Raw genomic sequence first — 21,443 nt, forward strand, 5'->3', positions numbered from 1 at the left:
CGGCACGCAAACCTGACCATTGTGGAAACCCGCAAAATTATGTTCGAAGCGCACTTCCTTCCGTCGCCGGCTGCTTGTGCCGTTGATATCAACAGCCAGATGCACAGGGGAATTGCAACCTATCGCATGCTCACCGGTGTGCCTCCTACAGATGCCGATATTACCATTGACAGCGATCTCGATCGCCATGTCCTGGCGTCTATCCTGGCGGCTGCCACAATGGATGGTGGCTCTCTTCCCGAGAAGGCTGGCCTGTCCGGCCTTGAACTGGTGGCCTTGCTGGAGCAGTACTTTCCCTCGCTTGAGATCAAGCTCGCGGAGCAGCTCTCGGATTTCGAGTGCGAAGAGGACGACGAGATCGCAATTTTGCGCGATCTCTTGCTCGAGCAACGCTCGACGGAAGGGGATATCGGCCGCTGGCTGGCTGCGATGATCGCGCGCCGTGCCATTGAGCCAGACCACCTGTGGGAAGCGCTCGGCTTGCGCAATCGTGGCGAACTCTCTCGGCTGCTGAGCCGCCATTTCGCGCCGCTCGCCGCGCGCAATGTCAACAATATGCGCTGGAAGCGTTTCTTCTACCGCATGCTTTGCGAGAATGAAGGGCTCGTGATGTGCACAACACCTGTGTGCAAGCAATGTGACGACTTCAACCTGTGCTTCGGCGAAGAAAGCGGTGAGAGCCGGATGGCCGAGCGCCGGCGCGATCTTCTGTTCCGGGCGGCTCGGCCGGTCGTTGCCGGAGACTGTCCATCTGAACTGCCAGGAGCGTCCGCTATCGCCCCGTCATCCGAGAAAGACTCGCCGGATTTGGTAAGTCGCGCGGGAGGTTGAGGGCGCGGCCGACGCCGCTTCGATGTGAGCGAGTGACCATGTGTCCAAGGCGGCGGCGGGCCCAAGTGGACCGCGACAATTCTCACATCCTGGCGAGCCGCAATTGCTAACGTTCGAACTCGGCGTAGCAACAGGCAAGGCGTCCGCTTCATGACCTGTCGCATTTGCGACAATTCATTTGCTCAAGAAGGTCGAGGACGGAAGGGGTCATTCGTCAATGGGTTGGACGGGATGGCAGGCTGGCATGCTGGTTGCTGAAGCGTAGGTAGGTCAAACAATGAGGAGCTCTCGCGTGATTGCCGCCAGCACCGCCGCCAAATCGTCCTGGTCCGACCAGGTGCGCGCCAAGCCTACCGTGCTCAACGACACGACATTGCGCGACGGCGAGCAGGCACCTGGCGTTGCGTTCACCACAGAGGAAAAGCTGGCGATCGCGCAGGCGCTGGCGCGGGCCGGAGTCACGGAGATCGAAGCGGGAACGCCGGCGATGGGCAACGAGGAGATCGCCGCCATCCGCGCCATTGTCGAAGCAGATCTTCCGCTGACCACCATAGGCTGGTGCCGGATGCGGGAATCTGACGTCGACGCGGCGATCGAAGCAAAGGTGTCCATGATCAATATCTCGATCCCGACCTCCGATGTTCAGATCGCGGCCAAGCTAGGTGGTCATCGCGACCTGGCGCTAGAACGGGTGAAGCGAGTGGTAGGCTATGCCTGTGAGCGCGGACTTGAGGTCGCCGTCGGTGGTGAGGACTCCTCCCGCGCCGACATTGATTTTCTCATCAGGCTGATGGCGACTGCAGAAGCCGCGGGCGCGCGTCGTTTTCGTATTGCAGATACGCTCAGTGTGCTCGATCCCGACGCGACCTACGCGCTGGTCGGAAATTTGCGTGCGACAACCGATCTCGAACTCGAATTTCACGGTCACGATGATTTAGGACTCGCAACCGCGAACACGCTCTCCGCCATCAGGGCTGGCGCGAGCCACGCCTCAGTGACCGTCATCGGGCTGGGCGAGCGGGCCGGAAATGCACCGCTCGAGGAAATCGCGGTCGCACTCAAGCAGCTCTACGGGCGCGAGACCGGCATCATACTCCGGGAGCTCGAGAACGTCGCCACGGTGGTAGCAGCCGCGGCCGCACGTGCGATTCCTATGAACAAGGCGATCGTCGGACAGCATGTATTTACGCACGAATCCGGCATTCATGTCGCTGGCCTTTTGAAGGATCGACGCACCTATCAATCGCTTGATCCCGTTTTGCTTGGCCGCTGCAACCGCTTTGTGTTCGGCAAGCATTCCGGACTTGCGGCGATCACCGCGTTACTCGATGAACTGCAGCTCGTCGCCAGCGACGATCAAGCCAGGCAGATCCTGTCGCAAGTCCGCAAGTATGCGATCGAGCACAAGCTGCCAGTCGAGCGCGAAACCGTGGCGGCGATCTGGCGCGACGTGTGCGGATGCTTGGCAACCCAGCCCGCGTGAAAAGCCGTGCCCAGCAACGTTTGCGTCGACCCTTCGCAAACCGACGCGCCGCAAGGACAGTGTCCCATGTCGCTGATGGCGCAAGCGGCGCCCAGCTTTCGCACGTCAGATCCCTGGCGCGATCTCACCTCCAAATCTTAGTTCCCGTTCCGCCATACATGCTGTGATCTCCTACCCAATGACGAGCCGTCCCCGGACTGCCAATCGGCATCTTCTCGCGCGGCTGATTTCCGGTCCGACGACCGTCCTGACGAGCGTCAACCTAGATCGTGGTTTGGCCATTGATCCCGGATCTTCATCGGGACTGGCTTCGTCACCGGCGGACCCGCCGATCTGGGCAGCGAAGTTGAGAGCACCGCTTTCCGGAGTCGGGCTGTGGCGTGCGCATCAGCTGTGCGAGGCAGGACGGCAGCAGTCAACAGGCGCAACCCCATCTCATTGACCGTCCAGAGCTAATCTGAAGGAGAAGTTTCGATGATCAACTCATCCCCGGCAGCCGGTATCCTGGTTCGGCTCAGCAAGGCCTCGTCGGCAGAGGATTTTTTTTTGCTGCTAGGCGTCGATTACGACCCTAAGATCGTGAATGTCGCGCGCCTTCACATCTTAAAGCGCATGGGACAGTATCTTGCCAAAGAGCAATTTGCTGGTGCCGCCGAGCCGGAAATCAGAGCTCGGTGCAAGGCGATGCTGGAGCAGGCCTATGCCGATTTCGTGGCATCGTCACCGATCGACCAGCGAGTGTTCAAGGTTTTGAAGGATGCCGTCGCAGACCCTAAGAAGGCCGCTGCCTTTGTCCCGTTGAGCGAGCTGAAGTGATCTCGCGGTCCACTGCAAGCAAGGTTTGCCGGCGGGGCGCCATGGCAACCCGATGTGCAGCCTTCGTCCTTATCCGGGTCAACTCTCTGCAACCACGACCCGAGCGGCGCCTGTCGTATTCCCGACCCATGTCTGGACTGGTCGTGTCCACGGTATCAGCGGCTATTTCAAGTGTCTCCCAAACCATTACTTTCGACTGACTTTCAAGGGTTTTTGCAACTGGTACGACACTTGCTGTTGTCCTGCCGGTATGATCATCGCTGCCGACAGATGCTAGTGGTCCGAGATGAGATTGAAGGAGACCCATGATGCTGCTTTTAGTGCCTGCCGAGCGCTGCGGCATCATCTCGTGGCCTACGATCGCGCAGGTCCGTTCGAAATGGTCTTTGACGCGATCGAAGTTCCGTATCGACGGTCAGATGGTGGTCAATGGATAAGTCGCCCGTTCGCGCTACACCTGGAGAGGGTATGCACAGCGTCATCCCCATCAAATCGGCCCCCGATTCCGCTCAGATTTGTATCCATCTCATGGCGGACAGCACGTTAGGAAGAGGGCCAAGGTCGGCGCATGCGGGTTGTCGGCGCTGGAGGCTCGGGATGGATTGCGTGACAGGTGCGTTGCGGGGATCGCCCTCGCCGTCACAGTCAATGTGGAGCCGCTGGGCCGAAAGTGAGGCGCAGGTATTGCGCAGCGAACGGACACGCCAACTCAGGCATGGAAGCGACCGGTCAGAATCACCGCGGCCGCATTCGTCGAACCCGGCGCGCAAGGGGCCAGTGTGGAAGACCTCTCCAAATCCGGCCGGACCGGTACGTCTATCGCGACGACGGGTCTTGTTGTGCGGCCGGTCGGACCAAGCTGACGGGGCAGAGCAACCGGCCACCTGCTGACCAAAAGTGATCTTCAGTCAACGAAGCTAAAAAGCGACCTGTGGCGCGGGCGCGCCTATCTTTGAGAGGAATTTTGAGTATGAGCAATGTCACCAGAACGGCCATGCCGGCGGCGGCCGGCCGCGCAGCAGCAAAAAAGGAACTGCCGGAGCACTTTAAGGCGTACAAACACGTTTGGGTCTTTGTTGAGCTGGAGCGCGGCCAGGTGCATCCGGTTTCCTGGGAACTCATGGGGGCGGGGCGCAGGCTTGCCGACAGGCTAAAAGTGAATCTTGCCGCTGTCGTTATCGGTCCGGAGGGGCAGCACACACGTAACGCCGCGCTTGATGCCTTTTGCTATGGCGCCGATCTGGCCTATCTCGTGAGCGACAATGTTTTGTCGGATTACCGCAACGAATCCTATACAAAAGCGCTAACCGAACTCGTCAACACATACAAGCCCGAGATCCTGCTATTGGGGGCGACGACGCTCGGTCGCGATCTCGCAGGTTCCGTGGCGACGACCCTGTCGACCGGGCTCACTGCCGACTGCACCGCGCTGGACGTCGACGCCGATGGTTCGCTTGCGGCAACGCGTCCGACCTTTGGCGGCTCGCTGCTCTGCACAATCTATACTTTGAACTATCGTCCGCAGATGGCAACCGTCCGCCCGCGGGTCATGCCGATGCCTGAGCGCGTCGTACGCGATGCCGCTCGTATCATCGTCCATCCGCTCGGTCTTATCGAAGACGATATTGTCACAAAAATATTGTCGTTCCTACCCGACCGCGATGCAGAAACGTCCAATTTGGCCTATGCCGATGTCGTGGTTGCGGGCGGTCTGGGACTGGGATCGCCTGAGAACTTTCGGTTGGTGCGCGAGCTCGCAACGCTGCTTGGCGCTGAATATGGCTGCTCGCGTCCTCTGGTGCAAAAAGGCTGGGTCACGTCTGACCGGCAAATCGGCCAGACGGGCAAGACCATCCGGCCAAAGCTCTATATTGCCGCCGGCATTTCCGGCGCGATCCAGCACCGGGTTGGTGTGGAGGGCGCGGATCTGATCGTCGCCGTCAATACTGACAAGAACGCTCCGATCTTCGACTTCGCCCATCTCGCGATCGTCAGTGACGCCATGCAATTGCTACCCTCGCTCACGGCCGCATTTCGCGCCCGGCTTTTGCCGAATTCGCGCGCCCGGATCGCGACGGCCTAGAGGAGATGATGATGATTGAAGAGAGATTCGATGCGATCGTGGTCGGAGCCGGTATGGCCGGCAATGCGGCGGCATTGACCATGGCCAAACGCGGCATGAAGGTGCTGCAGCTCGAGCGGGGCGAATATCCCGGATCGAAGAATGTGCAGGGCGCCATCCTCTATGCCGACATGATGGAAAAGCTGGTCCCCGAGTTTCGAGAGGAGGCGCCGCTCGAACGTCATCTGATCGAGCAGCGGTTCTGGATGATGGACGATCGCTCCCATGTCGGCATGCATTACCGCTCAGACGACTTCAACGAGGAACGGCCGAACCGGTATACGATTATACGGGCCCAGTTTGACAAATGGTTCTCTTCCAAGGTGCGGGAGGCTGGCGCGACCGTGCTGTGCGAGACGACCGTCACCGAGCTTGTACGGGACGAGCGTGAAAGAATCGTCGGTGTTCGTACAGATCGCCGAGACGGCGAAATACATGCCGATGTCGTCGTGCTGGCCGAGGGGGTCAATGGCCTGCTCGGGACGCGCGCGGGCCTGCGCGCGCGGCCGAGACCCGATAACGTTGCGCTCGCGGTGAAGGAGATGCACTTCTTGCCTCGCGAGACTATCGAGGCGCGCTTCAATCTCAAGGGCGATGAAGGCGTCGTGATCGAGGCGGCCGGTACCATTTCCCACGGCATGACAGGGATGGGTTTCATCTATGCCAACAAAGAGTGCATTTCGCTCGGCATCGGTTGTCTCGTTGCCGACTTCCAGCGCACGGGCGGGACGCCCTACGGCCTGCTCGATCAATTCAAGAGGCATCCTTCTGTGGCGCCCCTGATAGCAGGGTCCGAAGTCAAGGAATATTCGGCGCATCTCATTCCTGAAGGCGGGTACAAGTCGATCCCGCAGCTTTATGGCGAAGGCTGGGTCGTCGTGGGCGATGCGGCCCAACTCAACAATGCCATTCATCGAGAGGGCTCCAATCTCGCGATGACTTCCGGCCGTATCGCCGCCGAAGCGATAGGTCTGGTGAAATCGCGCGGCGAGCCGATGAGTGCAACAAATCTGGCGATCTACAAGAAGATGCTGGACGACTCCTTCGTCATCAAAGATCTAAAGAAGTACAAGGATTTGCCGCCCCTGATGCATACGCACTCACAAAACTTCTTTCTCACGTATCCGCAGCTCATCTCCAAGGCGATGCAAAACTTTGTGCGCGTCGATGGTACGCCCAAGGCTGAGAAGGAGAAGGCGACCCTGAAATCCTTTGCCAAGGCGAGGTCATGGACAGGTCTGTTCGGCGATGCTTATCGTTTTGCACGGGCCTGGCGCTGACCGGGACAGCGTGAAGGCTAACAATGGAAGGTCAAAGCATGAATGTCGAACCCCCAGTGCGCGTCGAAGACAAGCTGTATTACAACCGCTATCTTGTCGACATCGGTCATCCTCACGTCAAGGTCCGTGCGCACACGACGCCATCGCCGCAGCTACTTGCACTTTTGAAAGCCTGCCCCGCGCGATGCTACGAGCTCAATGACGACGGCCAGGTCGAGATAACCGTTGACGGCTGCATCGAGTGCGGTACCTGCCGCGTGATCGCCGAGCCCACCGGCGACATCGAATGGAGCCATCCGCGCGGCGGATATGGAGTGCTGTTCAAGTTTGGGTGATGGTGGAAAAAAGGGCGGGCCGTGGTGCGACCGAGGTTAGGCGATAGGATCTCACCGCATGTGTGGCGCATTCCGCGTCAGTTGCACGGCGCCTGGAATTCGAGCAAGACGCTCTTCATGCGGACGCTGCGCAAGACATGATTTGCAGATGTCCCGCTCGTTCGGGAGCCACAAAGGGCTCGTTGTGGCGTCACTGAGTGGCGCCACAACGCAGTCGATCGTATGGCAGAAGAAGGATCAGCCCCTCGCCCGAGAGGGGGTGGGCCCAGCGGCCTCGATTGCGATCGCCACTGACTGCATGATCGCGGCAAAGCGTACGGCGGTCTGGATCGCTTCGGAACTGACGCCCGCGGCTCTCAGTGTCTTCTCATGGGCATCGATGCAAGCACCGCAGCCGTTTATGGCCGAGACCGCAAGCGACCACAGCTCGAAATCGGACTTGTCGACGCCGGGATTGCCGATGATGTTCATACGCAGCCGTGGCGGCATCGTCTTGTATTGCGAGTTGGAAACGAGGTGAGCGAAGCGGTAGTAAACGTTGTTCATTGCCATGAGGGAGGCTGCGGCTTTTGCTGCGGCGATCGCCACAGATGTCATCACGGCGGCGGCAGCCGATTCGATCGCGGCAATCAGGGCTGCGTTGCGGGTGGCAATAGCGCTCGCCAGCAGCAGCCCGTATTTTTGCTGTGGCGAAAGCGTCTCATCGGCCACCAAGGAGGTCAAGTTAAGCCTGACATCCTTCGCAAAATCTGGAATCCTGTCGCTTAGTTGTTCGATCGACGACATGCTGCCTCAAGCAACCTTCAAGGTTTCGCCGCCGATTTCGCGGTTGCAGGGACAGAGCTCGTCGGTTTGCAGCGCGTCCAAAACGCGGAGCGTGTCCTTAGGACTGCGCCCGACACTGAGATTAGTCGCATAGACGTGCTGGATCGTATTTTGGGGGTCAACAATAAAGGTGTAACGATAAGCAACCCCTTCAGGTGAACGCACGCCAAGACCATCGACGAGCGTTCCCTTTGTGTCTGCAAACTGCCAGATTGGCAGATTGTGCAGGTCGACATGTGAACGCCGCCAAGCGAGCTTGCAGAACTCGTTGTCAGTCGAACCACCGAGTACAATCGCATCGCGGTCGGCGAATTCCTTGGAGAGCCGCGCAAACTCAGCGATCTCTGTCGGGCAGACGAAGGTAAAATCCTTGGGATAGAAGAAGATGACCTTCCATTTTTCTGCAAAACTCGCCTCGGTCAGTGTCTCGAATGCACTCTGTCCTCCTTCTTCCTGCGCTTGAAAACCGGGCTTCACGCCTGTGATTTCGAACGGCGGCAACTGACTTCCAATTCCGAGCATGCTGTCCTCACAAATTTGCTTTTGTAGATCGTGATTTCACTGTTGAAGCAAACTATATGCCATCCGTTCTCGGGAGTGGATTCCAGCGGCTTTGATACGAGCATGCTCGCGCGCTTGGAGAGTCGATCAGCGCTAAGTTCTGAAAAATCAGTAGCCAAGCGCTTCGCTCCAACTATTTACGATCACAAGGCAGCAGCGTGCCAACGCCCGCGCTGAAGGGTCGCCAGTCGGCAAGGCATTTCTTCGGAACGGCCGTCAGGACTACACCTCGGGTGATCGCGTCAACGAATTCGGCGCGCAGGCCCCGGCCAGCTGCTTCTTGTCTGGCGAATTTGTTGGTCATGAGAAGATCGAACTTGTTGCGAAGTGCCTGGGAAAGGACAGCTGCGGCCTTGGCAAGCGCATTTGTACCGAGATTACAGGACCTCCGCTGCTGAGTGGCTGGGAGATCGAGATCTCTTGTCCCGTCGCAACGTCGATTGTGAGCATGACGTGCGTCACATTTGCACGCATCGAGTGTCGCTGCACGATGCCGCCGAAGCGTAGGCCTTGCTGCGCGATATCCTGAGCGAACTGGGCGAGTAGCCTATCGGCATCGTCTTTTGGGCGGTAGCGAATTGCCCCCACACTATACGGACGTATCTGATCCAGATCGTCGATCACGGCTGGGATCCTGTTGATGTGTTTCTCTTTTCGGGGAATAGCTGTCGACGTTCTCATGCGGGTCGTGGCGGGTGTTGCAAGCACCGCTCGGCAGCCGCAAGCGGAACGGCGCGAGCGACCTCGGCGAATACGTCCGCTCCATCGCTGAGCCGTAGCGCATCAAAGGACCGGCGCGTGATGCGCGCCAAGAGCTACGCCAGAACGGCCAATTTCAACAGTCAGAAGAAGGTGACCTCTGCCTCGTCGAACGGCAGAGAGGCTTTGTGCGTGCCGGAAATACGTTGAGGATAGAGCTTGCACGCGGGCGCTCACACGCAATGCTGACGTCGCCGGCTGCGATGCGGAGCCGCAGCTGCGCGCCCGGTCTAAGCGGCACTCCAGGTATCAGAAGGCGTGCCCCCTCTAGGCGGAGCATGATCAGCCCATAGCGTCCGTAGCCGCCGACCACGGTATCAAGACAGACTGCCGCGTCGCGGCGCCTGGCAAGCGCCGGATCGCTCTAAACGACATTGAGCGGCCCTGCCGCAGTCATGACGCCATCTTTCATCATGACAAGATGATCGGAAAAACGCTCGAAACAGCGATGTCATGGCTGATGTAGATCATCGGCAGTGGGAGCTGTTCCCGCAGGCGCTCGAGAAATGGTAGGATCTCGCATTTGGCGGAGCGGTCGAGCACAACGAGTGGATCGTCCAGCAAATGCAGCCTAGGCTGGCCTAACAACGCGCCGCCAAGCGCAAGTCGCTGTCGCTCGGCCGCGGAAAGATGCGATGGCGAACGCTCGAGCAGTGGCGCCAAGGCGAGTAATTCGACCACACCATCAAAATCGATCAGTGTCGGTGTCGATTTTGACGCGTTATGTAGAAGGGTGCGCCGTACAGACCAATGAGAGAAAAGAATTGGTAGCTGGAATACATATGCGACGGGACGCAGATGAGGCGGTCGAAATGTCGTCTCATCCTGCCAAATCGCTCCATCGACCGCACAAAATGCGTTCGGCAGACGCTGCACGCCAGCGATGCAGCGCGCGAGTGTGGTCTTGCCGCACCCGGGCGGACCCAAAGTCGCTGTGACGCCTTTGGCTGGTACGCTGAATTGCGCATCTAGCGGAATGTTTGCGAGAGAGCCGTTGAACGTAACCGCTATATGGCCCGCTTTTGCTTCTCTCATGAACCTGCGCCGGTGCTGTATCTTCCCATCCAAGACACGAGCACAATCACTGCAATGGAGATCATGACCATGCCTCCGAAAATCCAGTCCGTGCCGCTCCAGCACGGCGTCTCTACTCGGGTGAGGGCATAAGGTGCGGCGGCGAACTGCAGAACGGAGTTAAGACCAGAGGCTTCTTCATCTCCCAGCCGCGAGGATTGTGACAATCGGACGCTGCCCGGTTGCGCTTGCCAATGAGACACCTAGCAACGCGACGTTCTCAGCCTGCTTGGCAAAGCCGAGGGCTTCTGCTGAATGTCCAAATGGCCGGGCTTGAGAGGTTTGACGGTAAAGATTTCGGCTCGCGCCAGAGCTGAATACTGGCTCGGGATCAGAAGTCCGCATCAAGCCTCCCACAGCGTTGCTAGCCGATTTGAAGTTTGCGCCGGTCGCCATAGTCGTGGCCCCTGCATTCTCGGGTGCGAGCAGCATCAAAGCTAGATCGATCAGGATGAATCGGATAAGCCTCATTGGAACTCCGGCTCCGCCGTCGCGACTGGTTGATCCCTGCCCAGCAATCCGCGTGCCGCTTCAATGAATATCTGCGCGTCTAGCGGTGAAGGAGGCTTTGTATCGGGCTCCACTCGGCGTAAATCGCCGCATGTCATTGTAGGGCTTTGGACGCTCGCGTCACCAACCGCACATGCAGGAGCTACGAAGTGGAAGCTGAGGATGATCGATCGCCTCTTGCATTGGAGATGGTGCTTTGGCGAACATGCGGCCGTAAAACTCGTCAATGATGCACAAGTCCATGTCATCCGATTTGGCGCACCTTCCGGTGTGCGCGGAGGTGAAAGTCGGCAGCGGGGCGCTTGGAAAAAAAGGGCTGATGTGAGATGAGATGCTGTGCCCGCGAGCTACGGGAGAACGTCTTCCTGGCCGCACCGGTCGCGGGCGCATCTCAGGCGCGCGGGCCTTTGTTGCAACGCGAGGTGACCCAGGATTGAGCTGCCCAAGTTGGATACTTTTACAGGCTCCGAAGGAATTCTTGCGTCAGCGACGAACCGTTGGGACTCGAGGCTCGCAATTGCAGCCTGCTAAATGCTCCAGCTTGGACCGCGATATCGCCTGATTTCGCTGCGGCAGCGGTATCTTCCTCGCTAATCACAACGCAGCGTGTCGCTATCGTGAAGGCTTATTTGTCTAGGCAAGGTTTTGGGGTTGCAATGGTCCGCGTTGGCAGCATCGGGTAATCGATCTTTGGCAGCTGCCCGGTGAGCGAATTCAGAAACGCTACAATCTCGTCAGATTCTTCGTCACTGAGCTTTGCGCCAAGCTGAACCTCACTCATCACGCCAACCGCTTGCTTAAGACTCCAAACCTGACCAGAATGGAAGTAAGGAGGGCGCAACGCGACGTTCCGCAACGGCGCCGAGCGGAAAACATACTCGTCCCCGAGATCCTTGGTGATGGCAAAGCGACCCTTGTCCGCCCTCGGAAGCAGCCTTTCGGCGGGCTTTTCAATCATGCCGAACGGGAAGTATTCTTGTCCACCGACGTTGATTCCGTTGTGGCAAGAGGAGCATCCCTTTGCGATGAATAGCTTTAGCCCAGCTTTCTGCTGATCAGTGAGAGCATATTCATCGCCCTCGAGGTACTGATCGAATGGGGCGGCGGGAGTAATCAAGGTCGCCTCGAAAGCCTCGATGGCCTTGGCGAAATTTTCAAACGTAATTGGCGTCGCATCGTTGGGAAAAGCCTTGCTGAACATAGCGACATAATCGGTCATTGAATTCAATGTTCTGAGCACGCGATCGGGCGTCGTATTCATTTCGATGCTGGCCTGGACAGGGCCCGCGGCCTGCGCCTTAAGATCCGCCGCGCGTCCATCCCAGAACTGCGCCACGTTGAAGACTGCGTTATAGACTGTTGGCGCACGACGTGACCCCAGCTGCCAGCGATGACCAATCGACGTCGGGCCGGCATCTACCCCGCCCGTCCCAAGGTTATGACACGTGTTGCAGCTAATAACCCCGCTCGCCGATAGCCTCGGATCGAAAAACAAGGATTTGCCAAGTGTGACCTTTTCATGGGTGATAGGATTGTCCTTCACCGCTGGAACGGTTGAGGGAATCGGCTTGAAAATGCGCTTGGCGGCGCTCATCAAATCCTCATTGGCGCCTGCTGCTGGCGAAACCAGAATGGCTGAGGCCATAACACTTAACCTGCCGACCCTGGAAAACTCGCGTACCGCTAATCTCCTCATGTGAAGTCTCGCTTTTCTCCTAGATCGTGGATTCGCGAACATAGCCCTCGGTCCCAGAAAGACCTGTAGCAGTCAACGTCGAATGGTGTCTTCCGTGTTCCGGCTAGGCCGCACCAAGGCTGACGTTCTGCCGGTGTTACTAGCAACCGGTGTGCCAGCGGGGCTCAAGGTCGAAGCTGCTGAGCCGGTTTCAAGCAATTGCGCACCGTGAATAGCAGCAGGCCGCATGAGGCTGTCATCGATGGTACGTGGCAGTTGCGACAATCACCATCCAGGCAAGGTATCCTGGCCTGTCGGTCCAAACCTCTGTGCTTCTCGGAAAACCCATCTACCGAACTCTTTTGACTCTGCAAATCGGATCGCGAACAAAAGGAGCTGCGTCGACGCAGTTTGTTACTGATCGTCTCGATGCGTGCCCTTTGCGGCTTCAACCGCTTCACTAAGCTAAGCGTCATCCACCAGCATCGGTAACGTTCCTACCCCGGAGGCAGCCGGTCCGGCGCGCAGTTGTCGGGAGTTCGTCCTGCTGCGCCCAATGAGGGCATGCCCGTCTCAGAGCGATTCACACATGCCGGACGACGCTCAAAGTGCTTGAATCGACCGTAGCGTCAGGTTGTAGGCCTTGCGAAGGCAGAACGCCATATTGGGAGCCAGCATCGCCGCACATGCTAAACAGCCGATCTCTGTTGGACCTCCGTGTCTTCGCAACGAGCGTGTTATTCGTGGCGGGACGATGATTCGGGAGGCCGTAATCATTGCGGCTGCCCCGCAACAGCGCGACCATGGCTGCCGAGGCGCCGGTAAACAGATTGAGGAAAGAGTAATAGTTACCGATATGCGGCTTAAGACAGATTTGGTGGGTCATGAGCGACGAATGAGCTGGATTCCCAATGCGCATCGCTGTGCAGCGGCCCTCATTGCGATCGTGATCGCGATCGCAGCGGCGTGGTGCACAGGCTACGCTCGCGCGCGAGATCGGCGGGCCGAGGAAGTCTTGACCTCCTGCAGACCGGACGTGATGCGCTTCTGTAACCGCTTTACAGGGCGTGGCGATGCGGACGTGGCCATGTTTTGTCTTAGGGACAATTTCAAGAACTTGCGCGGAGAATGCCGCCGCAGGATGCCAATCGCGGCGGAGAGAAACGACCGACCGAGACGGCGTCTCAACAGGCTTCCGGTCGTCCTCCATCGAGAGTGAGGCGTCCGAGCGGCAGTCGCAGAAATCGAGCGACAGTGAGGTGTTCCAGACTGACGGGAGCCGGAGTTTGGCCCGCTTGGTGGCCGAAAGTCGATCGGGCTGAAGCATCAGCCTGCCGAGCCGCAGTTCATTTATCAGGGGCACTGAGCTCTGTGAATCGATTCGCCTCGATCAACGATCGATGTGCGCCCACGCGTGTTACGAGGTTGTAATGCGCTCCGAACTTCGATTTCGTACTGCAGCAGTTGCGCTTTATTCTGAGCTGCTGCCATTCGCTGACTTTGAGGCCGTCGTGAGATTGCCATCGGCCTAACTGGTCGGAAGGGGAATCTGCGTAAACTGTAGTGGTTGCGGCCGGACATTTGCAGAAATCCGTGCTGCTCATCATGGTATGGCGTTGTGCCCGGCAACCAAGTATTTTCCGGCAGCTGGCTAAATCGGCTACAACTGGCAAAAGATCGCCGGTATCCTGGCGTTGGATGTTTCTTCAATAGCGGTCTTCCTCAGATTTCTCAGCTGGGAATTAGCCTGGTCTTGACTGGCGGGCTCAAGGTACAGATACAGCTAGGAAGCCTCTTAGCCGCCCATCGACTTCCCGAAGGAACCGCTTGATGCCATTGCGGCGTTCTCGATGGGCGCTTCAGGGGAGTCGCTTCGTCCGATCGTGGTGCTCTTGGCCGAATACACTTTAGGGCTCAAGGTCAAAGGAAACGACGTCGACAAGAGCCGTTCAAAGGCAGAAAGCTGTTCAAGCAGACGCCTCTCAACGGCCTTGCGCTCTGCGTCAGGTAGGTCCCTTTTAAGGAATCGACGGCAGCGCCAGATTTCGTTCCGCAGCCATCTGATCTCACTTAATGTATCATCAATTGAAGTCATCACAGATCTAGTTCACTTCGTCCCTGGGGTATCAAGCATATCTATCGTCACCGAGCGGCCATTCCTTGGCTCCGCATTCCTGCCGAATAGTTGATCCGAGAACTTGCGACCTCCCGCCTGTTCTTCGCGGTAGGCGGCGAGCAGTTGGATGTATGCCACTCTATCAATCAATATCACCCTACACCGCGCGTGTGACGAGAAATCGCGGCAGATCCTCGCGTTTTCACGGCGCCGCGGTCGTGTGCCTTGCACAATTCCAGCGCTCATTGATTGGTGCGCCAACACCGGAGAGCAGTTAAGCCCATGCCCGCCACGCAGACGGCTCAAGCAGGAGCTGGTAACACACAACGCATGTCCCCATGGTCGATGGCAGCGGAATATGCAAGCGTTTGACGGCTTTGTTGCCTGTTCAGGCGCTGGGCGCGACCTGACTTAGGCCAGCAGCTCGCGACCCCGAACGTAGCGATGTCGACCTCTAGCGGCCCAAGCGGCATAAGGCGATGGCGGCTTCATTGCGAGCTCCGATGGTGGTCGGTCCCGCGCTGCTACGGCCATTCGCAGTCGCTTACCCGATAAATCATCGATGGGCCGAGGTGGACCTCATCAACATAATGGGAAAGCCACGGGGGTGCGATTTTGAGGAAGGCGAGCCAGGCTGACTGCGATCCACGGCGCGCGCCAGCCAATCAAAGAAACGCACGCGCCGGGATTGGATCTTGGTTATCCAAGGTAAAATGTCGGCTGGACGCAGTGTCGAGCCAAATGAGCATTCCACAGACAATCATCGCTATCGACATCCGCTGTGCACGCCTCAGAAGACCGATTTATTAGCTTGAATCTCACGTTGCGACAGGTTGTACGCTTGCTGATCCGTTGACGGCGCAACGCAAATGGAGACCGAGAGGACGGCCTGCTGATTGCTAGTTTTCTCGTTTTGCGGGCGATGGCCAGGAAAGCCATTTCCGTGGTCACACGGGGCGCCGGGCCAGCCATTGCCCCTACACTGATCAGTTGGAGTCGCCAGATCGCAATGATGGAATGATGCAGGCAGCAGAATATGGTTGACCACAGCCGTAGGCGCTTTTAACGCAACAGCGAAAGCGCGCTGGCTAAACAGCCCGCGCTCGCAAGCAGATACTCCAACGGAATAGCCGGTCACTCCGGCCAGAGGATGACCCGCAGCACTGATGCCGCGCAGAACGCTGCGGTGAAAGCTCGGAAGGCCTTATGTCCTTTCAAACCACCCTCACGAGGGCGCTAGGCGAAATCGATTGCGCCGGCGACATCGTTAAATGCTCAACAGTGGTGGTCACGCGCAACAAGCAACTGCGCACCGTCGACCTTTCGATGTTCCGGAAAGGGGCGGCGGTTGAGTTTCAATCTAGATTTCTGCCGAGTTTCGAGGAAAGCATCCGCGTCGGAAGATCGTGGGCTACGCCACGACATGCAATGCGTTGAGCCGAAAGGCCGGAGGCCAGGCCGGCCAGGACGTTTGCCAGAGAATAGCTTCTCGAGTGTCGCATCTTGACGGCGTTCTGATTGGGAAGGTCGGAATTAGGGCCCCTTCCATATTTGTACCATCATTCGGTCGGCACACTCCAAAAGAGCGGAATGCCGCTGTGGAGCTATCAGAATCGTGCAACTCACGCAATCTGAAGCCGTGCGCGTGTGCTGAGGATAAGCGGTCCGAGCAGGTGAGGTAAACGACCATCTCTCGAAAGCAGAGTTCAACGGGCATGAAGCTGCGATGTTGAAGACGACTGTCCGTCGCAGCGACACTCTATGCGATGTGGTCGCCAAAGGAACTGAACAAAAAATCAGAAGGACTAGGTCTTGAGCCAGGCGGAGAATGACGTCGTCGAGCACATGCTCTCGTCATTGACGACCAGCGTGTTGCAGAATCGTATCGCACCCTCCGAGGAGCAGGTGATGCATCATTTTGGGGTAGCCTGCGAGAGAGTGGGGCTGATTGCGACCGAGGAGATAGCAATACGTATACTGAAACGAGTTTCATGCGAGATCAACAAGTCTCAGTCGATGCTCAAGTTCATTGATCGCGGCGCCGCTCGATTACACTGAGCTTGACATATAAACTCTGTCGCATCAGTGCAGATACAGCTGTCCGGTCATTCAGTCGAACGTGCACGGATCAAGAGCGTCTCATGGGCGCTTGCCTGTCGAGGTCTGCGACGGTAAGCCGAGGGGGATGGCCGGTTCACGTGGCCGATGTCAAAAACGCGAGGAACTCGTCATCGGAGAATTTAACGAGCCCGTGTTGTTAACATTTGAGTGCGCGCGGGTCTCGTAGCCAAGGGCGAGCGGCGTTAGGCGCGATGGGCTGCAAGCTTTTAAGCTCAGCTATAACACAAGCGTTTGAACGCGGGGAGAAGTGGGGCCGCCTCGCCGCAAGCGACAGCAAAGTTGCCGGCGCAAGCGCGCCGCTGCCGGCGTGCCGGCGCCCGGCATCAGTCGGCCCAGCTCGAATTCATTCGCCTGCGGGGCGCTGAGCCTAAGGTTGAGAAATTGATGGGGACCATTCGCCATTTTGTCGCTCCGCGGTCCGTCAGCTTATCGACAGCTAGCTCTCGTATCATGAACGTCGCTACTCGCTTGCAGGCCCGGCTCAATGGGCACAGATCTGGCAGGCGAGACCAGGGTGGACCTCAACATCAACCGATCCAGGAGGCGAGACTTCGCCCGGGTTCGCTGCACCGTCTGCAGTTCCTCGGTGGCACTCGCAGCAGCGTATTCGCGCCAGTCGTGCGTGACGGCCCCCCTCTGTGATCGCAGCTCATTGCGGTTAGCCGGTGGAGCGCCATCCATGGTTGGGGATTACCGGAAGATGCGCCGCCCCGGCGAGTTCGCTTAATTTTTGCTACCGAAAGGACGACATCGATGAATGCAGAACAGCTCGGCCCTGGTACTCCTTCCGCAACTTCCAATTCGGAAAGCTCCGAACTGGGCTCTGCGGGCGCATCGCAATGGGGAGAGGCCTTGACGGACGTGCAGGCGTCCGCTGCCGAGGCCACTGCCTGGCAGGAGGAGGTGTTGACGGATTGGGCTGCCGAAGACGGGCAGGGGCAAAATGAGGATCGGCAACAGGCGGTCAGTCGAACGAGGGCTTGGCGGCGCGCGGGTGATATCAACGAGCTGCTAGATCTGTCGTCACTGTCCCTGACCGCCTTGTCTGCGCCCATTCTGGCCGGGGTGCGCCGCCTGAATGTCGATGACAATCAGCTCAACAGCCTGCCCGAACGCCTACCAGCAACGCTTCAGGAGTTGGACGCCCGCGGTAACCGCCTGACCCAACTGCCCGGGCTTCCAGCAGGGCTCCAGCGTCTGAACGTCGAGTACAATCAGCTGACGGACCTGCCCGAACCTCTTCCCGCCGAGCTCGAATGGCTCAGCGCGAGCCACAACCGGCTGACCAGCCTGCCTGAGACGGTCCCGCCCCAGCTGATATGGCTCGGCGCCAGCAACAACTATCTGACCAACGTACCCGAGACCCTGCTGACGCAGCTAAGCAGTGACTCGAGCGTTGATCTGGAGAATAATCCGCTTGCCGAGCGGGTGCAGGCCGGCTTGGCAACGGCCATGCATGCCGAAGACTATGCCGGCCCTCAGGTTTTCTTCTCAACCGCGGATGGACCGGTGGAAGTTCAGCCGCGGTCCCTGCAAGAGGTTGCCGCGGACTGGCTCGAGGGCGAGCCCACGGCAATGGCCACTTGGCAGCACTTCGCCCATGAACCGGGGGCCGCGGACTATGCACGCTTCCTCGACAGGCTCCGGGGCACGGTGAACTATGGCAACGAGGCGTTCCGCCAAGCGGTCGCCGAAGATTTGCGGCAGGCAGCCGTCAGGCCGCATTTGCGCGAGGAGTATTTCGAGTTGGCTTCGGGAGCGAATGCGAGCTGCGAAGATCGCATTACTTTGGCCTGGAACGGCATGCAGACTGCACGCCTGAACGCTGATGTCGAGGACGGCGTCTATGATGGGCGACTGGGCGAACTGCTCCAGCACGGCCGCGTCATGTTTCGCTTGGAAGCTCTGGACGGAATCGCGCGCGAGAGGGTCAACTCGCTTCGTCGTGCCGATCCCGACGCGGAAGTCGATGAGATCGAGGTCTACCTTGCCTATCAGACCCAGCTGCGGGACGCGCTGGAGCTGCGGCACATCGCTCCCGACATGCGCTTCATGAACGTCTCTCAGGTGAGCGAGGACGATGTGGCCAGGGCCGAGGCATCGGTGCGGAACCAGGAAGCCGCGGAATTTCCGAACTATTTAGCAGCGCGCTGGCAACCATGGGAAAGCGTGGTGAGGCGCATCGCACCCGAAGACTATGCTGAAATGCAGGAGCGCCTCGTCGACGCGATGGGCGTACAGTTTCAAACCCGCTTGGATGAGCGACTGGCCGAGCATGGTCTGACAGGCGATGCCGATGCCGAGCGGGTGCTCGGCGCCCAGATACGCAACGAGATCGCCCGCGAGATCAAAAGCGCGGTCATGCACCAGGTGCTCGGGAAACTCGGCATTGAGCTAAGAGCGCCCTCCGACGCAAGGGCCCGTCGATCTGCCTAGTCGTCTGTTAAGAAGGCGAATTGAGCGCGGCGGGACGACCGAACGTGCGCCATAGCTGGAGCAGGATGAGGCACAAGAGTTCTCTGAGTCAGGCGAGGATGCGGCGGAAGTTGTGGCCCACGGCTGAGAGGATGACGTTAGCCGCATCGCCGGCGCGGCCTTTGAGGTAGCAGCGGCCGAGGTGACCATCGGCCTTCAGGTGTCCGATGATGGGTTCGACGGCGGAGCGGCGGCGCAGCTCGCGCTTGATGACACCGAAGACGCCGCGCTTCTGGCCGGAGATGAAGATCCGTCGGGGATTTTGTGCGTCGTGGCCGCGGTATCCCTTGTCGACATAGGCCCGCTCGATCGCGCAGCCGGTGAGTGTCTCGGTGCGGTCGATGACGTCCCGCAAGGTGTGACCGTCGTACGGGTTATCGGGTAGCGCCCTGGCGTGCAGCACGAACAGGCCCCCGGGAGAACGGCGGTTGTTGGTGACGATGGAGGCTTTGACGCCGAACTCGTAAGGCGCGGCTGCTTTGCCCTTGCCGATGCACTCCACCTCCGGGGCGTGGAAGGAATAAAGCTTGAAGCCGCGCTGGCGCTGCTGCTGCGAGCGGATCTGCGAGGCCCGGCTGAGCGGGAGGGCGAACGTGTTCTCAAGCACAGCCTGACCTTCGATCTTGCGGCGGATATCGCGGATGATCCGGCCCAGTCGGCTGCGCAGGATGCGCAACTGCCGCTGATGCCGCTTGAATTGCTTGGCATGGCCGTAGCGTCCCGCAATCATCGCCGCGGTCTTGGCAATGCGAAGATAGGACTGCCGCAGCTTGACCCCGTGCTTCCTCGCCAGGCGGTTGAGCCCCTTGATTGCCGCGTGCAGCAGCTTGGCATCGGTCGGGAAGGTGATGGCCTTCGGCTGCACGGTGGTATCGACCGTGACCCGCTTGAGGTCCTGGCTGCGCAACGCGCCGGCCTCGTGTGCCACCCGCAAGCTCTCGGCCAGCAACAGCTCCAGCTTGTCGCCGAGCCGCTTGCGCCAGTGGCTCAGGTCCGAGCGCTCGTGCGGGAATGCGTGCTGGAAGAACTCTTCGCCGGTAAAGTACTGGAAATATGGGTCGTGGACCCAGCGCTCGCACACCCTCTCATCGGACAGCCCGTAAATGTGCTTGAGCAGCAACAGCCCGATCATGAAGCGGCTCGCGATCCCGGGCCGACCATTCTCGCTATAGAGCGGCGCGATCTCGCCGTCGATCCAGTCCCAATCGACCTTGCCGGCGAGCTGAACCAGCTCGTGCTTCATATTGATGATTTGGTCCAGCCTGGCCCGGAACAGATCGCACGATCCCGTCGTCCTGTGCTTCTTCGGTCGCATCGCCACCTCCGATGCGATGACGGAATCATGGTTGGCGATTCGACGGAATCCTGAAAATGAAATTGCAAGGTTCCGACGCCCGAAGCATCAAACCCCTGCAAACGCAAAACAGTCCACAACGACAAATGCGATTCTAGCTCAATCGCTTAGCCACTCTTCACGGACGACTGCCTAGCTGCTCACAAGGTCAAGACAGTCATCGATCCTTTCGAGGACGGGCGTGTCTACATGCGGCATCCGGCGAATGAGCTGACGTCAATTACCGGTCGCGCGGTCCGTGCGGGCGCGATCCAAGCGAAGAGTCGTATACCGCAATTCATGCGTTCGCGTTGCGAACGCCATAGAAGTCATTGGTCAACGACCACTCATAGGCCGGACGAATAGATGGCGAGCAGACCGAAATCTCAAGTGGTCCTTGTGAAACGTAGGCTATCGATATCCGTCCCCCGCGATCGATAGGACCCTCGCAGCATCACACTCAAGTCCAGATCGCGAAACATGCTGTAATTCCGTCGGATCCATTGATGCAGCTCGGTGGACCAGTCCTTCTCGTTGCGCAGATATCCCGTGAAGGAAAAGCCAAGACGGTCTATATATCTCTTGAGGAACAGCGGAAGTGCGGGAATCCGAATCACCCGCTCGCCATCCATCGGATCAGGTAATCCGCCGCGCAGCACGAATTCATTGTGGACGGTGACCAGCGACGCCGGCGGAATTCGCCGGCGCAGCATTTCATAACCGCGAAAGGAGATACGGTCTGCGCCCGCGACGTAGAGGATGATAGGGGCGACATAGCAGCGCGCCGTCTCCTTCATGAAGCCAATCTCCTCGCACATCTTGAAGAATTCGTCGAAGGCGTGAAATCCGAGATCAATCACCTTGGGTACCCGATCGTGGATGATAAGAGGGTCCATCAGCTGCATCTTGCCGTAAGTGTCGATCACATCCGCGGTTTCCGTGATGTTGGGGAGGTAGTCGAGCAACGATGGCTCTTTCAAGTTGACATCAAACGACAGCGCTGTGCCGTTTTTCAGCAGCAAGAACTCGCTCATCGCCCGAGCGATGAGGGTTTTACCGACCTGCGGGCTAGGAGAGCAGATAATGTAGATTGGGGTCGCTAACATAGCCAGCAGATCAATTTCGTT

General features: G+C 58.7%; 14 protein-coding genes and 2 pseudogenes. 8 read left to right on the forward strand and 8 right to left on the reverse strand.

Annotated elements, in window-relative coordinates:
• The first annotated feature begins 39 nt into the window (after positions 1 to 39).
• From I6F33_RS25595 to I6F33_RS25620, 6 genes are all read left to right on the forward strand, one after another.
• Positions 40 to 831: a nitrogen fixation protein NifQ gene (locus I6F33_RS25595; protein WP_225144562.1), complete on the forward strand. Its 792-nt coding sequence runs from the start codon at positions 40 to 42 to the stop codon at positions 829 to 831.
• A gap of 295 nt (positions 832 to 1,126) precedes the next feature.
• Entirely contained in the window at positions 1,127 to 2,314 is a 1,188-nt protein-coding gene (gene nifV, locus I6F33_RS25600; RefSeq protein WP_225129642.1) for a homocitrate synthase, read from the forward strand.
• Between the two features lie 474 nt (positions 2,315 to 2,788).
• Complete coding sequence (gene nifW, locus I6F33_RS25605) at positions 2,789 to 3,130, forward strand: nitrogenase stabilizing/protective protein NifW (RefSeq protein ID WP_225144494.1); 342 nt, start codon at positions 2,789 to 2,791, stop codon at positions 3,128 to 3,130.
• A 970-nt stretch (positions 3,131 to 4,100) separates the two neighbouring features.
• Positions 4,101 to 5,213: an electron transfer flavoprotein subunit alpha/FixB family protein gene (locus I6F33_RS25610; protein WP_225129546.1), complete on the forward strand. Its 1,113-nt coding sequence runs from the start codon at positions 4,101 to 4,103 to the stop codon at positions 5,211 to 5,213.
• 11 nt (positions 5,214 to 5,224) lie between these two features.
• Positions 5,225 to 6,532 (forward strand): FAD-dependent oxidoreductase, encoded by a 1,308-nt coding sequence (locus tag I6F33_RS25615; protein WP_225144563.1) that lies wholly within the window; start codon positions 5,225 to 5,227, stop codon positions 6,530 to 6,532.
• Between the two features lie 38 nt (positions 6,533 to 6,570).
• Positions 6,571 to 6,867: a ferredoxin family protein gene (locus tag I6F33_RS25620; protein ID WP_027571403.1), complete on the forward strand. Its 297-nt coding sequence runs from the start codon at positions 6,571 to 6,573 to the stop codon at positions 6,865 to 6,867.
• Between the two features lie 237 nt (positions 6,868 to 7,104).
• Here I6F33_RS25620 and I6F33_RS25625 read toward each other — a convergent pair whose 3' ends face one another.
• The 6 genes and pseudogenes from I6F33_RS25625 to I6F33_RS25650 all read right to left on the reverse strand — a co-directional run bounded on the left by I6F33_RS25625 (position 7,105) and on the right by I6F33_RS25650 (position 13,598).
• Positions 7,105 to 7,653, reverse strand: a complete 549-nt coding sequence (locus I6F33_RS25625; RefSeq protein WP_225129542.1) for a carboxymuconolactone decarboxylase family protein — start codon at positions 7,651 to 7,653, stop codon at positions 7,105 to 7,107.
• 6 nt (positions 7,654 to 7,659) lie between these two features.
• Complete coding sequence (locus I6F33_RS25630) at positions 7,660 to 8,214, reverse strand: peroxiredoxin (protein ID WP_225129540.1); 555 nt, start codon at positions 8,212 to 8,214, stop codon at positions 7,660 to 7,662.
• 172 nt (positions 8,215 to 8,386) lie between these two features.
• A pseudogene (locus I6F33_RS38640) lies at positions 8,387 to 8,934 on the reverse strand (DUF2478 domain-containing protein).
• A 489-nt stretch (positions 8,935 to 9,423) separates the two neighbouring features.
• Positions 9,424 to 10,047, reverse strand: coding sequence for an ATP-binding cassette domain-containing protein (locus I6F33_RS25640; RefSeq protein WP_225144495.1), 624 nt, complete (start codon positions 10,045 to 10,047; stop codon positions 9,424 to 9,426).
• A gap of 1,174 nt (positions 10,048 to 11,221) precedes the next feature.
• Positions 11,222 to 12,292, reverse strand: coding sequence for a cytochrome-c peroxidase (locus I6F33_RS25645; protein WP_225144496.1), 1,071 nt, complete (start codon positions 12,290 to 12,292; stop codon positions 11,222 to 11,224).
• Positions 12,293 to 12,854: 562 nt separating this feature from the next.
• Positions 12,855 to 13,598, reverse strand: coding sequence for a hypothetical protein (locus tag I6F33_RS25650; RefSeq protein ID WP_225144497.1), 744 nt, complete (start codon positions 13,596 to 13,598; stop codon positions 12,855 to 12,857).
• A 2,601-nt stretch (positions 13,599 to 16,199) separates the two neighbouring features.
• Here I6F33_RS25650 and I6F33_RS25655 point away from each other — a divergent pair.
• Both I6F33_RS25655 and I6F33_RS25660 read left to right on the forward strand, forming a co-directional pair.
• Entirely contained in the window at positions 16,200 to 16,445 is a 246-nt protein-coding gene (locus tag I6F33_RS25655; RefSeq protein WP_225129534.1) for a hypothetical protein, read from the forward strand.
• Between the two features lie 816 nt (positions 16,446 to 17,261).
• On the forward strand, positions 17,262 to 18,944 hold the full coding sequence (locus tag I6F33_RS25660) for an NEL-type E3 ubiquitin ligase domain-containing protein (RefSeq protein WP_225144498.1): 1,683 nt from the start codon (positions 17,262 to 17,264) through the stop codon (positions 18,942 to 18,944).
• A 91-nt stretch (positions 18,945 to 19,035) separates the two neighbouring features.
• Here I6F33_RS25660 and I6F33_RS25665 read toward each other — a convergent pair.
• A pseudogene (locus tag I6F33_RS25665) lies at positions 19,036 to 20,298 on the reverse strand (IS5 family transposase); the annotation flags it as partial.
• Positions 20,299 to 20,702: 404 nt separating this feature from the next.
• Positions 20,703 to 21,422 carry a hypothetical protein gene (locus tag I6F33_RS25670; protein ID WP_225129530.1) on the reverse strand — a complete coding sequence of 240 codons (720 nt, stop codon included), beginning with the start codon at positions 21,420 to 21,422 and terminating at the stop codon, positions 20,703 to 20,705.
• Between the last annotated feature and the right edge of the window lie 21 nt (positions 21,423 to 21,443).

The sequence above is a fragment of the Bradyrhizobium sp. BRP20 genome, assembly GCF_020194215.1.
Classification (GTDB): domain Bacteria; phylum Pseudomonadota; class Alphaproteobacteria; order Rhizobiales; family Xanthobacteraceae; genus Bradyrhizobium; species Bradyrhizobium yuanmingense.